This window comes from Exiguobacterium sp. s128, from assembly GCF_018618815.1.
Classification (GTDB): Bacteria; Bacillota; Bacilli; order Exiguobacteriales; family Exiguobacteriaceae; genus Exiguobacterium_A; species Exiguobacterium_A antarcticum.
The window spans coordinates 65870-79453 of record NZ_JACSMT010000010.1; the positions used below are offsets into that span (position 1 = coordinate 65870).

11 protein-coding genes and 1 riboswitch are annotated in these 13584 nt (G+C 47.5%); of the genes, 10 read left to right on the forward strand and 1 reads right to left on the reverse strand.

The window, feature by feature from the left end; genetic code table 11:
• Positions 1 to 47: 47 nt before the first annotated feature.
• Positions 48 to 1742, reverse strand: a complete 1695-nt coding sequence (locus tag KNQ13_RS06210; protein WP_026829885.1) for an Rqc2 family fibronectin-binding protein — start codon at positions 1740 to 1742, stop codon at positions 48 to 50.
• Positions 1743 to 1910: 168 nt separating this feature from the next.
• Here KNQ13_RS06210 and gmk point away from each other — a divergent pair, with 168 nt between their 5' ends.
• From gmk to rpe, 10 genes are read left to right on the forward strand one after another with little or no spacing between them, the layout of a single operon-like run.
• Positions 1911 to 2528, forward strand: coding sequence for a guanylate kinase (gmk, locus tag KNQ13_RS06215; RefSeq protein WP_236624370.1), 618 nt, complete (start codon positions 1911 to 1913; stop codon positions 2526 to 2528).
• A 1-nt stretch (position 2529) separates the two neighbouring features.
• Positions 2530 to 2733, forward strand: coding sequence for a DNA-directed RNA polymerase subunit omega (gene rpoZ, locus KNQ13_RS06220; protein WP_014970732.1), 204 nt, complete (start codon positions 2530 to 2532; stop codon positions 2731 to 2733).
• A gap of 56 nt (positions 2734 to 2789) precedes the next feature.
• Positions 2790 to 3980 (forward strand): bifunctional phosphopantothenoylcysteine decarboxylase/phosphopantothenate--cysteine ligase CoaBC, encoded by a 1191-nt coding sequence (gene coaBC, locus KNQ13_RS06225; protein ID WP_209548208.1) that lies wholly within the window; start codon positions 2790 to 2792, stop codon positions 3978 to 3980.
• Positions 3977 to 6301, forward strand: a complete 2325-nt coding sequence (gene priA / locus KNQ13_RS06230; RefSeq protein ID WP_026829884.1) for a primosomal protein N' — start codon at positions 3977 to 3979, stop codon at positions 6299 to 6301. The genes coaBC and priA overlap by 4 nt, the downstream gene beginning before the upstream one ends.
• A gap of 9 nt (positions 6302 to 6310) precedes the next feature.
• The gene (gene fmt, locus KNQ13_RS06235; RefSeq protein ID WP_014970729.1) at positions 6311 to 7687 is read left to right on the forward strand and encodes a methionyl-tRNA formyltransferase; all 1377 of its coding nucleotides are present in this window, start codon (positions 6311 to 6313) and stop codon (positions 7685 to 7687) included.
• Positions 7684 to 9012: a 16S rRNA (cytosine(967)-C(5))-methyltransferase RsmB gene (gene rsmB / locus KNQ13_RS06240; RefSeq protein ID WP_209548209.1), complete on the forward strand. Its 1329-nt coding sequence runs from the start codon at positions 7684 to 7686 to the stop codon at positions 9010 to 9012. Before fmt ends, rsmB begins: the two co-directional genes overlap by 4 nt.
• A gap of 35 nt (positions 9013 to 9047) precedes the next feature.
• Positions 9048 to 9782: a Stp1/IreP family PP2C-type Ser/Thr phosphatase gene (locus tag KNQ13_RS06245; protein WP_014970727.1), complete on the forward strand. Its 735-nt coding sequence runs from the start codon at positions 9048 to 9050 to the stop codon at positions 9780 to 9782.
• A gap of 2 nt (positions 9783 to 9784) precedes the next feature.
• Positions 9785 to 11710 carry a Stk1 family PASTA domain-containing Ser/Thr kinase gene (pknB, locus tag KNQ13_RS06250; RefSeq protein ID WP_014970726.1) on the forward strand — a complete coding sequence of 642 codons (1926 nt, stop codon included), beginning with the start codon at positions 9785 to 9787 and terminating at the stop codon, positions 11708 to 11710.
• A gap of 38 nt (positions 11711 to 11748) precedes the next feature.
• Positions 11749 to 12654 carry a ribosome small subunit-dependent GTPase A gene (gene rsgA, locus KNQ13_RS06255; protein WP_014970725.1) on the forward strand — a complete coding sequence of 302 codons (906 nt, stop codon included), beginning with the start codon at positions 11749 to 11751 and terminating at the stop codon, positions 12652 to 12654.
• A gap of 1 nt (position 12655) precedes the next feature.
• Positions 12656 to 13312 carry a ribulose-phosphate 3-epimerase gene (rpe, locus tag KNQ13_RS06260; protein ID WP_014970724.1) on the forward strand — a complete coding sequence of 219 codons (657 nt, stop codon included), beginning with the start codon at positions 12656 to 12658 and terminating at the stop codon, positions 13310 to 13312.
• A 23-nt stretch (positions 13313 to 13335) separates the two neighbouring features.
• Positions 13336 to 13442: riboswitch (TPP riboswitch) on the forward strand.
• The last annotated feature ends 142 nt before the right edge of the window (positions 13443 to 13584 follow it).

Here is a 13584-nt window from a genome sequence, read left to right on the forward strand (position 1 = left end):
TTGTTGAATGAAACAACGAGAGCGGCATTTTGGAGTTGATGTTTCTATTAATGAACACGGAGCGATTGAACAAGATCCGCGTCCGGTGTCACATACAGCGTCGTTTGATCCGTATAGATGACAAATCCGGGTTTCGCACCACTCGGCTTTTTCACATGCCGGAGTTCCGTGAAATCGACCGGGACTTGGCTCGAATCACGGGCGTTCGAATAGTAGGCGGCGACGACGGCCGCTTCCTTCAACGTCGTTTCATCCGGCTGTTCACTTCGGATGATGACGTGTGACCCTGGAATATCTTTTGTATGCAACCATGTCTCAGAACGACGCCCGAATTTAAACGTCGCGTAATCGTTTTGTTTATTGTTTTTCCCGACAAAAAACGGAATTCCGGTCGAGGATTGATACGCTTCGAGTTTTGGAACAAGCGGTTTCTTTTTCTTTTTGCTGCGTTCGCGGACATATCCTTCTTCGACGAGTTCTTCGCGCATTTCTCGAATGTCTTCAGGTGAAGCGACATCGAGTTGGGCGAGCAGGGCTTCGAAGTAGTCAATCTCAAGCTGGTTTTTTTCAAGTTGTTTCGCGACTTCGATTTTAGCCGTTTTTAATTTATTGTAGCGTTTGTAATACCGCTGTGCATTTTCATTCGGAGAGAAACGAGGATCGAGAGCAATCGTAATCTCTTTGCCGTCTTCCTCATAATAATCAACGACCGTTGCTTCTTTCATTCCCCGTTGTAACTGATACAAATATGTCGTCAGTAATTCACCTTTATGTTTCAGTTCATCCATCTTATCCGTTGCTGCAAGGTCTCGTTCTAACTTCGATCGTTTGAGAATATTTTTATCGTATTCACTTTTGATGAAACGTTCCAAGTCGGCAGCTTGCTGTTTGACCCGGTCCCGATTGGATTTTTGATGGAAAAAGGCATCGAGGACATCGCCACTCGAAGTAAACGTTTTTTCATCGATTACTTCACCATGATGAAGGGCAACAGGAGAAAATCGTTCTTTGCCGTTTTCCAGGCGTTGTAAATAATAAGGGCCGGTCAATTCATCAAGAATAGACTGGGTCGCTTGAGCAAGAGAGGTCCGGTTCGCCAGTCCAGCACGTGAGACGATCTCGGTCGTGATTTGAGGCGAAAACCCGCTGAACAGACCTAACAATTGGCGATCCAGTTTTCCAGCATTCCAATCAATCCGGTGTAACGTTTGTTCGATGTCACCGGTCAACGGATCGACTTTATCTTGTTCCGGGGGCAATTGATACTGCAAGCCGGGCATGATGGTCCGGAACGTATTTTGACTAAGGGGAAGATGTTTGATGGCATCTAAAATCTTGTCTTGTCCATCCGTCAATAAAATGTTGGAATGGCGTCCCATCAATTCAATGTAGAGTTTTTTTGCTTCCTCATCACCGAGTTCATTTCGTGAGCGGACGCGCATCAAAATGATTCGGTCACGACCGAGTTGCTCAATCGATTCGATGAAGCCCCCTTCAAGATGTTTCCGAAGCATCATACAAAACATCGGTGGTTCACTTGGATTCGTTGTTGTCTCTGATGTCAGATGAAGTCTTGCATACATGGCATTCGCCGATGCGAGTAACATCACGTTTTTTCGTTCTGCCCGGACACTGAAAATCAGATCGAGTGCATACGGTTGATGTATTTTGTTGATCCGTGCTCCAACGAGCGGTTGGAGTTCGCGGACGACACGTGTCGTCATGAGTCCATCAAAAGCCATGAAATTACCTTCTTTCTTGATTTCGTTTCCACTTTCTAAAGGTAACAGAAAGCGCTCTGTTATGGTATGATTAAGCAGTCGAGCTGAAAAAGACCACTTGCGAACTTCCTATCTCTACTGCTAATATGAAACAATGTGAAGTTTGTTAGATGGAGGGGTTCTGAAGTGATTTTTAAAGAGCGTGGCTTATTACTCGTATTGTCTGGTCCGAGTGGTGTTGGTAAAGGAACAGTTTGCCGTGCATTACGCGAAGATGAAGACAATAATTTGCATTATTCGGTGTCCTGTACGACACGCAAACCACGTGAGGGAGAAGTGGACGGTGTCCATTATTTCTTCAAGACACGTGACGAATTCGAGGGTATGATTGCCAATAATCAATTGCTAGAACATGCTGAATTCGTAGGGAACTATTATGGAACACCTGTTGAATGGGTCAATAAAATCTTAGATGAAGGAAAAGATGTCATCTTAGAAATTGAGGTCCAAGGTGCGATGCAGGTCAAGGAACATTTCCCAGAAGCTGTATTCCTGTTTTTGGCTCCGCCAAGTTTACAGGAACTGCGTAATCGCCTTGTCGGTCGCGGAACGGAATCGGAAGAAGTCATCAAGCAACGTCTGCTCGTTGCAAAAGAAGAGATTGAGATGATGGATGCCTATGATTACGTCGTCACGAATGATGAGATCCATAAAGCATGTGATAGAATTCAAGCAATCGTCACCGCAGAACATTGTAGCCGGGAACGCGTTGCGTCCTTGTATAAAAAAGCCATGGAGGTTAAATAACATGTTATATCCATCAGTAGACGAGCTTCAAAAGAAGGTACCTTCGAAATACACGATCGTCACGGTAGCAGCGAAACGTGCACGTCAAATTCAAGACGGGAAACGTGTGAAAGTAGCAAACCCGAAATCATACAAACCAGTCGGAAAAGCGCTCGAAGAACTCTTTTCTGGTGAAGTCGTGGTTACGAACCAACCGCAAGACTAATTTTGAAGCAGCCACTTCTCATTGTGGCTGTTTTTTTCAATAAGGAGGAATTCATCATGCTAACGAATCGTAACATCCTATTATGTGTCGGAGGAGGAATTGCCTCGTACAAAGCAGCTGCGTTAGCCTCTAAGTTAGTCCAGGCAGGGGCGAATGTCAAAGTCGCGATGACGAAAAATGCGCAACAGTTCGTCGGGAAAACGACGTTTGCGGCGTTGACACGGAAACCGGTCTATGACGATGTCTTCATCGAGCATGATGCATCCAAGATTGCGCATATCGATTTAGCAGATGAAGCCGATTTGATTGTCGTTGCACCAGCAACAGCCAATCTGATTGCGAAACTAGCGAATGGAATCGCAGACGACTTCATCACGACGACGATTTTAGCCGCAACCTGTCCGGTCGTCGTTGCACCGGCGATGAATGTCAATATGTTAGAACATCCGGCGACGGTGCGAAATATGGAACGGCTGATGGCAGACGGAGTCCAATTGATCGCACCAGGCGTCGGGAATTTGGCGTGCGGATGGATCGGAAAAGGCCGTTTACCTGAACCGGAGGAATTAGTCGAGACCTTGTCTGGTTTGTTTCAAGCGAAAAAATTAGAAAATCGTCACGTGTTGATCAGTGCCGGTCCGACGATTGAACGGATTGATCCGGTTCGTTATTTGACGAATGATTCATCTGGAAAGATGGGAATTGCATTAGCAGAAGCCGCACGTGATGCGGGCGCACTGGTGACGCTTGTCCATGGTCCAATTCGGGGAACACTGCCTTCTGGCATCACGACAATTGACGTCGAGTCAGGTGACGAGATGTTAGAAATGATGTTAACGCATTATGACCAGCAAGACCTTGTCATCATGGCGGCTGCGGTCGCGGATTATCGACCAACCGTCACTTATGATCGAAAACAAAAGAAAATCGATGGACCGTTACGGATTGAGCTAGAAGAGACGACCGACATCTTACGCACACTTGGGGAACGGAAGACGACACAAGTTCTTGTTGGCTTTGCAGCTGAAACGGAAAATCTGGAACATCATGCGCAGCAAAAATTAATTCGAAAACAGGCGGATTTCATCGTGGCGAACGATGTTTCACGGGCAGACATTGGTTTTTCAAGTGATGAAAATCAAGTGACCGTATACGGAAAAGACGAGACGGTCACCCCATATGCGCAACAGTCAAAAACGACATTAGCCCAAAACTTGATCAAACAGTTTGCTGAGGCATTACGATGATTGCTGAAGTCATCGTCGATGTGGCAGCAGCGACGGTCGATCGACCATTCGACTATGAAGTGCCAGCATTATGGCAAAATCTTGTTGTACCGGGTATGCGAGTCGAAGTTCCATTTGGTCCACGCGCATTGCTTGGAATCGTCGTGGCGGTCAAAGCGGAGACGGAACTCGCCCGGACGAAACCGATTGTCCGTGTGCTCGATGAAACGCCCACCTATACGGAAGAGTTACTGCAGTTGTCATCTTATTTAGCGGAGACGACGCTTTGTTATCAGGCGACTGCATTACTTGCGATGTTACCGGCTGCCTTGAAAGTCAGTTATGATAAACTGATTTTGACGGAGAATCCACGATTGTCCGCCTGGAATCATAAAAAAATCAGTCAGTTTCCAAGCGAAGTCCAACAACAAATCTTACTGGCTGCACAACAAGGTGAACTTCAATTACAACCTATCGTCAAAGAAAAAAAGACGACCAAAACGGACAAACGCATCCGGCTGCTCGATGGAACGATCGAATTGTCAAAACAAGCAACGAAGCAGATTGTGCTTCGTGATTATCTGATGGAACGGCAGGAAGTCCTCTGGAGTGAAGTGATGCATGAACTCGATTTGACGGTCAGCATCATCAACAGTCTAGAAAAAAAAGGGGTCATCGGGGTGGAGACGATTGATGTCAACCGCAATCCCTATGAACATCTGGTTCAGGATATTTTTGTCCCGTCGATGTTGACGGACCACCAACAACAGGCCGTCGACGCGATCACTCGACCGGATGAGACAAGTACCTTCTTATTGCATGGTGTGACGGGAAGTGGAAAAACGGAAGTGTATCTGGAGTCGATTCACACGATGCTTGAACGTGGACGACAAGCGATGTTGCTTGTCCCGGAAATCAGTCTGACACCGATGATGGTCAAACGATTCAAACGCCGGTTCGGGGAACGGGTCGCTGTTCTCCACAGTGGTCTGTCGTTAGGTGAGAAGTATGATGAATGGCGTAAGATTGCCCAAGGTGAAGTCGACGTCGTCGTCGGGGCACGATCCGCGATTTTTGCACCGTTGACGAACATCGGTGTCATCATTTTAGATGAGGAACATGAAACGACATACAAACAGGAAGAAAATCCGCGATATCATACACGGGACGTCGCCACCTGGCGTGCGGCCTATCACCGTTGTCCCGTTGTTCTCGGAAGTGCGACACCGATTCTTGAAACGTATGCCCGTGCTCAAAAGGGTGTCTACCGGTATTTACCCCTCAAGGAACGGTTTGGGGGAGAACTTCCCCCTGTTGATATCATCGATATGCGCAAAGAACTCGAGCGTGGGAATCGAACACCGTTCAGTCTTCCGCTTATCGAAGGAATCAAACGACGGATTGAACGGGGCGAACAGACCGTTTTGTTACTGAATCGTCGGGGTTATACGACGTTTGTCTTGTGCCGGGATTGCGGAGAAACACTTCAATGTCCGCATTGTGCTGTCAATTTGACCTACCATCAACATCAAGATTGTCTGAAGTGCCATTATTGTGGTTTTGAGGCTCAAATGCCAAAAACCTGTCCGGCGTGCGAGTCGAAGAAAATTCGTCAGTTTGGTACCGGCACACAAAAAATCGAAGAAGAATTAGCGCATTTGATTCCGGAAGCAAAAATCATCCGGATGGATCAGGATACGACGTCGCGAAAAGGGGCGCATGAAAAATTGCTCAATGCCTTTGAACGCGGTGAAGGAAATATCCTGCTCGGAACACAAATGATTGCCAAAGGTCTGGATTTCCCGAATGTGACGTTAGTTGGTGTGATCGCGGCGGATGCAACACTTGGAATCCCTGATTTTCGGGCCAGTGAGCGGACGTTTCAACTGATCACCCAAGTGTCAGGACGGGCAGGACGGGGGGCGCTCGCTGGACAATCCATCATCCAGACGTACAATCCAGAACATTACGTCATTCAAACCGCTAAACAGCATGATTATGAAGCGTTTTACAAACGTGAGATGCAACTTCGGAAACTCGGGGGTCATCCGCCGTTCTGGTTTTTAGGATTGATTACGATTTCAGCGGCACATCCGCTCGAAGCGCAGGCGGAAGCAGAAGCAATTGCTTTGGAACTCCGGCACTTGGAGTCCGACGATCTGATTGTCAATGGTCCACTTGAAGCACCGCTTGCACGATTAAAAAACATGTATCGGCAACAAGTCATTTTAAAACATAAAGGTCAAGAAGACGTGCGGGAGGCACTCCGCGCGATGCTTGCATTACGCATCAAACAAAAAGTCCAAGTAACAGTGGATTTAAATCCATTTGTATTCATGTGAGGTGGCAGTATGTATAAAGTTGTAGAAGTACCAAATGACGTATTGCGTCAACAATGTCAACGCGTCACGAAATTCGATAAAAAGTTAGCTAAGATGATTGATCGGATGTTTGACACGATGTATGAATATGACGGTGTAGGACTTGCGGCACCGCAAATCAATCAGCCGATTCGTGTTGCAGTCGTCCATACGGATGATGAAACCGGACCGGTTGAGTTGATCAATCCGGAAATCATCGAAGCAAGTGGTTCAGAAATCGATGATGAAGGCTGTCTTAGTATGCCGGGGATTTTCGGTCCGGTCGAACGGTTCGAGCAAATCGTCGTCAAATCCCAAGACCGTCTCGGGCGAAGCATAAAAATTAAGGCAAATGGCTTTTTTGCACGTGCGATTCAACATGAGATGGATCATTTAGACGGAATCCTGTTTACCGATAAGCTCGTCGAAAAACCACGCGTCGTCTTTATGGGCACACCGGAATTTGCTGCGAATACGTTACGAGAAGTCATCGATGCCGGATACGATGTAGTGGGGGTTGTCTCTCAACCGGATAAACCGGTCGGGCGTAAACGTGAAATTAAACCGACACCGGTCAAGGAAGTGGCGCTGGCTCATGACATTCCAGTTTTGCAGCCGATTAAAATTCGTGAAGACTATCAGGCTTTACTCGACTTGAAACCAGATCTGATCATTACGGCAGCTTATGGACAAATCGTTCCGACTGCGGTTCTTGAAGCACCACGATTTGGCGCGATCAATGTCCATGCCTCGTTGCTTCCGAAGTATCGAGGTGGTGCTCCGATCCACCAGGCCATCATCGACGGGGAAACCGAGACAGGCGTCACGATCATGTATATGGTCGACCGTCTCGATGCCGGCGATATGTTGTCAAAAATCATTGTCCCGATCGAAGAACGGGATACGGTTGGAACGATGTTTGATAAACTTAGTGCCGCTGGTGCCCGACTGTTGATTGAGACGTTACCGCAGTTGATTGCGGGGACGTTGACACCGGAAGCACAGCGAGAAGAAGATGTGACGTTTTCTCCGAACATCAGCCGGGAACGAGAACGACTCGATTTCTCACGTCCAGGGGAAGACCTTTACAATCAGATTCGCGGCATGAATCCTTTCCCGAGTGCCTATACGACACTTGGTACGGACCGGTTGAAAGTCTATTTTGCAGAAAAAGTCCCAGGAACCGGTACGCCAGGAGAAATCATTGCGCTTGAAGCAGACGGTCCGGTCATCGCGACAGGATCAGGAATGGCTCTGAAATTGACGGATTTACAACCAGCGGGCAAAAAACGGATGGATGGCACGACATTCATGCGAGGTGTCGGACAGACACTCATGATCGGACAGAAAGTAGGCGAACAAGCATGAACGTCAGAGATGCAGCAGTCACAACATTATTGAAAATCGGACAAGGTGGGGCTTTTTCCACGATTTCCGTCCACCAGATGCTCGAGAAACGAGCCATTGCCAAAGCCGATGTCGGTTTATACACGGAACTCGTCTATGGCACGCTCAGCCGTGAATTGACACTCGACTATATTTTAGAACCATTTTTAGCGTCTCAAAAAAAATTAGACCCGTTCATGCGTCCGTTGCTTCGGATGAGCGTTTATCAACTGTTTTATCTTGACCGGATTCCTGATCACGCTGTCATCAATGAAGCAGTAGAGATTGCCAAGACTCGTGGCAAGCCACATATCGCCAAAGTCGTCAACGGTGTTTTACGGAATGTCTTGCGAAAAGGGAAACCTGATTTTTCGACGATATCCTCTACCGTACAGCGAATCAGTATCGAGACCAGTCATCCGGCATGGCTCGTTGAACGGTGGATTGAATTGTTTGGAGAAGACGAGACATGGCAGATGTGCCGTCTGAACAATGAACCGGCACCTGTAACGGTTCGTGTCAATCAAAGACGGGCAGACAGACAAGAAATGATTCAATTATTAGAAGAACAGGGTGTCATCGCGAAACTAGCGCATGCGGCGCCAGATGGACTGGAAATCATCAGTGGCAGTGTCCAACAAACAGACTTACTGGAGCGGGGCTATCTGTCACTTCAAGATGAAAGCTCGATGCTGGTCGCATCTGCTGTTGGTGCGCAAGCGTCTGATCGGGTATTGGACAGTTGTGCCGCGCCAGGCGGGAAGGCCATGCATATTGCGGAAGGATTGACGACAGGTTCTTTGTTCGCACTTGACCTTCATCCCCATAAAGTGAAATTACTTGAAAAACAAGCGAAGCGATTGGGTCTAGAGACGGTTCAGACAGACGTACTCGATGCACGACAAGCGGGAAGCCGTTTCGACCCAGCATCGTTTGATCGTATTCTCGTTGATGCACCGTGTTCAGGACTTGGTGTGATTCGCCGGAAACCTGATATCAAATGGACAAAACGTCCGGAGGATCTGACACAGTTACCGGTCATTCAACGTCAGATCATTGAAGCCGTCCTCCCACTCGTCAAGACCGGTGGAACGTTTGTCTACTCGACCTGTACGATGGATCCGCTCGAAAACGAACAGCAGACGGAGTATATCCTCAGTCAAGGGTTTGAATTTGATGAAGGTTTCAAAACGCGGATGCCGGAATCGGTCCAATCTTTGATTGGTGAACGGGCAGAATTGAAACTCTTGCCGACGACGCTCGGAACGGATGGTTTTTATATCGCTGCCTTCAAAAAAACGATTTGAAGAATGGATGATCAGAAACGAAGAGGAGGACGGGTATGGAGTTAGCTTATTTGACGACGACCGGAAAGGTCCGTTCAAAAAATGAAGATACTGTCTTGTTGGTAGGGGATGCGAAACAAGGATTGGCAGTTGTTGCAGATGGTATGGGCGGGCACGCAGCTGGTGAGACGGCGAGTGCGATCGTTCGACAGATTTTTGCAGAGGCCTATACCGAGATGCCGAACCGACCGATGGAACTGTCTTCTTGGATTGAACAATTGGTGAAAGAAGCGAATACGCAAATCCTACGTTTTTCTAAAATCGAGAACTTATCAATTGTCGGGACGACGATGGCCTGTGTCTGTTGGTCAGATAATCTGCTCGTCATTGGTCATGTCGGAGATAGTCGGGTGTATGCGCTCGAAGAGGGACAGCTCAAACAACTGACCGACGACCACTCGTATGTCAACATGTTGAAACAGCTAGGCGAATTATCGGAAGCGGAGCTTGAGAATCATCCCCGTCGTAATGTCATCACACGATCGGTTGGTTCGAATGAATCCGTTGATGTCGACATCCAAGTCCGAGACGCACCAGATTATGACATCGTCTTAGTCTGCAGTGACGGATTATCGGATGAAGTCCCCCACGACGTGATGCAGCGACTCCTAAAAGCAGATGAGTCGCTCGAGACAATCGTCGAACGTTTAGCATCAGAGGCAAATGAGCGGGGGGGCGCAGACAACATTACGATTGCTGCAATCCGTTTTAAAGAAAGAGAGAGGATCTGAATATGCGTTACGGAGATCGATTGAACGACCGCTACCGCATAGAACGGTTAGTTGGAAATGGCGGAATGGCAAACGTTTATCAGGCATATGATGAAATCTTGAATCGAACTGTCGCAATCAAAATTTTACGTACTGAGTTTTCACACGATGAACAATTCATTCGGCGATTTGAACGAGAAGCACATGCTGCGACAAGTTTAAATCATCCAAATATCGTTGCGGTGTATGATGTAGGGGAAGAAGAAGCCATTTATTATATCGTGATGGAATACATCGACGGGATGACACTGAAAACCTATTGTGAAGGTCAGGCCTTACCAGTGTCAAAAGCGATTGACATCATTCGTCAGATTTGTGATGCGATTGACCACGCGCATGCGCATCGGATCATCCATCGCGACATTAAACCACAGAACATGCTTGTCCGTGAGGATGGGACCGTAAAAGTTACGGATTTCGGAATCGCCGTCGCCATGTCAAATGCAACCTTGACGCATACGATGTCTGTCTTAGGATCGGTTCATTACTTTTCACCAGAACAGGCAAAAGGAAAATTTGCCGATGAAAAATCAGATATTTATTCGCTGGGAGCTGTCCTGTATGAACTCGTGACCGGACAAGTTCCGTTCGAAGGCGATTCGCCGGTGGCTGTCGCCTTGAAGCACCTTCAAGACACAGCACGGCGACCGACGGCACTAAATCCTGCCGTCCCACAAGCACTCGAGAATTGTATCATGCAAGCCTTGGCGAAGGCCCCACACGATCGACAACAGTCAGTCGCAGCGTTCAAGGAAGACATGATAACCGCGATGTCTGCCGAGCGAGCAAATGAAGGGATTCGCGGAGACGATCAAATGGAACAAACGATGGTACTCAGCCCGGTTTCCCTACCGACAGAAGATACTGCACAGACAGCATCGATCCCGAAAGTCGCAACCGTCACTCCGAAACCGGAAAAGAAGAAAAAACGCGGCTGGTGGTGGGTCTTGCTGATTCTTTTATTAGTAGGGGGAGCGGCGACCACGTTTGCGATGTGGCCTGATCCGACAGTCGTTGTTCCGGATGTGGCAGGGGAAGATGCGGATGAAGCAGAAACGACACTTGAGAAACTAGGTTTTCTCGTCGAGTCGACCGAACGCTCAAGTGATACGGTGGAAGAAGGTTTCGTCATCAGTCAATCTCCACGCGAGAAAGCAACCGTCAAAAAAGGTTCGACCGTCAATCTTGTTGTTTCGACAGGAAGTGATCCGGTTGAAGTTCCGGATGTGACAGATGAGACAGAGAAAAAAGCCATTGCCATACTTAAGGATAGTGGATTTGAGAAAGTCGATATCGAACGAGAAGAGTCAGAAGACATCAAACGTGGGAACGTCATCCGACAGTCGATTTCAGCTGGAACAGAAGTCATTGCCAAAGAACAGATGATCACGATCACGGTTTCAAACGGATCGTCGACGTTTGTCTTAAAGGATCTGACAGACTTGTCGAGCGCCGAAGCGAAAGCTTATCTTGACGAGACGGGACTAGACGGAACGTTTGAACAAGAATTCTCAAGTGACGTCGCGCTGGATCAAGTGATTCGACAGTACCCGCAAGCGGGCGCGCAAGTGGAACCCAATGATTCGGTGACCGTCTTCATCTCACGTGGCGAAGAAGAAAAAACGGTTACGGCTACATTCCCTGAAAAAGTGGTGTATGATGGCATCAGTGAAGAAGAAGAACCCGCTCCTCGTCAAGTCATCCGGATTGAAACGGAGGACGCGAAGGGCAAACGAACAGTCATCGAAGAATCGATTGATCAAGATGAAACATTTGATGTTCCGTTGACGATTGATCCAGGTGACGAAGGAAAGATTACGATTTATAAAGACGATGAAGTATATCGCTCCAAAACGATTACGTACAATCAGGCAAAATCACAAGAATAATGGGCAGGAAAATAATCCTGCCAACAGGAGGGCACAGGATGGCAGAAAGTCGAATCGAAGAAAATCGGGATGGGACGATTATTCGTTTGCAAGGTGGATTTTATGATGTCATGACACCTCAGGGTGAAATTCGATCACGGGCACGTGGTAATTTCAGAAAACGAGGCATCAGTCCGGTTGTAGGGGATGAAGTCGTGTTACACATCGAAAGTGAAACAGGATACATTTTGGAAGTAAAAGAACGGCAAAATTTCTTAGTCCGACCACCGGTTGCGAACATCGATCAAGCACTTTTGGTCGTCTCAGCAGCAGAACCCGATTTTTCTGCACATCTCCTTGACCGCTTTCTTGTTTTGATTGAAGCGAAGGACATTCAGCCGATCATCATCTTGACGAAGATGGATTTATTGCAGGGGAAAACAGCACAGGAAGTAAACGAAGCGATTGCTGCGTATCGAAAAATTGGTTATCACGTGGTCGAGACTTCAAGTGAGACATTGCTTGGTGTCGAACTTGTTCGTCCACTACTCAAGGATAAGACCAGTGTCTTGGCCGGACAGTCCGGCGTAGGTAAAAGTTCATTGTTGAATGCCTTAGAACCGGCGTTAGCGCTTGAGACGAGTCATATCTCAAAATCACTTGGACGCGGTCGGCATACGACGCGCCACGTGACGTTGATTCCACTTGGTGAAGGATTGATCGCCGATACACCTGGTTTTTCGAATCTCGATTTCCCACATGAGATGGAGCTTGAGGAATTACGGTGGTGTTTCCCAGAGTTCGTTGCTTTACAAGATGACTGTAAATATCGAGGTTGCCTTCATCTGAATGAACCGGGGTGTGCGGTCAAGGTTGCCATGGAAGCGGGCGAAATCATGCCTTCCCGGTATACGAATTATGGTATGTTTGTAGAGGAAATCAAGAATCGGACGCGGAGGTATTAAGATGATTAAAATCGCACCATCAATCTTATCAGCAGATTTTGCAAACTTAGAGCGGGACGTTAAAGCCGTTGAAATGGCCGGAGCGGATTATATCCACTTCGATGTCATGGACGGACAGTTCGTTCCGAATATCTCGTTTGGTCTACCGGTCTTAAGCAGTTTGCGTCAAAAAACAGACATGGTTCTCGATGTTCATTTGATGATTGACCGTCCGGAAAACTTCGTCGAAGCATTTGTTGCGGCAGGGGCCGATATCGTGACGTTTCATGTCGAAGCAACGAATCATGTCCATCGTGTCCTTCAACAAATTAAAGCAGCGGGAGCTAAGGCTGGGGTAGTACTCAATCCACATACGCCCCTTTCAGCGATTGAGCATGTGTTAGAAGACGTTGATATGGTCCTATTGATGACAGTTAATCCAGGTTTCGGTGGTCAAGCATTTATTCCGGGTGTCATGAAAAAATTAAAGCAACTGGCCGCCTTGAAAGCAGAACAAAATCTATCATTTGAGATTGAAATCGATGGTGGCGTCAACGCCGAGACGGCGAAGTTATGTATCGAGAACGGTGCAAACGTCCTTGTTGCGGGATCCGCCATCTACAATACACCGGATTATGCAGAAGCAATCACTAGTATTCGGAACGCTGCTCACGTATAATAAACAAGAAATCAAAATTAAATGATGACCGCAAGGGGTGTCGCGTCAAGCGGCTGAGAGAAGTGATCGGACTTTAACCCTTCGAACCTGTTCCGTTCAGACGGACGTAGGGATGTGGCGCACGCAGGCAGTACGGCGTCCGTCGTACTGCCTTTTTGCCGTCCTGCGATTTTATTTTTAGGAGACGAATTGTAATATTAAGTGCAACACCTGACGGAAAACACAAAAAGCCCATAACGGCCTCGTGTAGAATGGAGTTACCACACCACATT

Excerpts from the sequence above, each read along its gene's own strand:
- KNQ13_RS06210 (WP_026829885.1), bottom strand. The coding sequence starts at position 1,742 with ATGGCTTTTGATGGACTCATGACGACACGTGTCGTCCGCGAACTCCAA.
- rpoZ (WP_014970732.1), top strand. The coding sequence starts at position 2,530 with ATGTTATATCCATCAGTAGACGAGCTTCAAAAGAAGGTACCTTCGAAA.
- coaBC (WP_209548208.1), top strand. The coding sequence starts at position 2,790 with ATGCTAACGAATCGTAACATCCTATTATGTGTCGGAGGAGGAATTGCC.
- priA (WP_026829884.1), top strand. The coding sequence starts at position 3,977 with ATGATTGCTGAAGTCATCGTCGATGTGGCAGCAGCGACGGTCGATCGA.
- fmt (WP_014970729.1), top strand. The coding sequence starts at position 6,311 with ATGTATAAAGTTGTAGAAGTACCAAATGACGTATTGCGTCAACAATGT.
- rsmB (WP_209548209.1), top strand. The coding sequence starts at position 7,684 with ATGAACGTCAGAGATGCAGCAGTCACAACATTATTGAAAATCGGACAA.
- KNQ13_RS06245 (WP_014970727.1), top strand. The coding sequence starts at position 9,048 with ATGGAGTTAGCTTATTTGACGACGACCGGAAAGGTCCGTTCAAAAAAT.
- pknB (WP_014970726.1), top strand. The coding sequence starts at position 9,785 with ATGCGTTACGGAGATCGATTGAACGACCGCTACCGCATAGAACGGTTA.
- rsgA (WP_014970725.1), top strand. The coding sequence starts at position 11,749 with ATGGCAGAAAGTCGAATCGAAGAAAATCGGGATGGGACGATTATTCGT.
- rpe (WP_014970724.1), top strand. The coding sequence starts at position 12,656 with ATGATTAAAATCGCACCATCAATCTTATCAGCAGATTTTGCAAACTTA.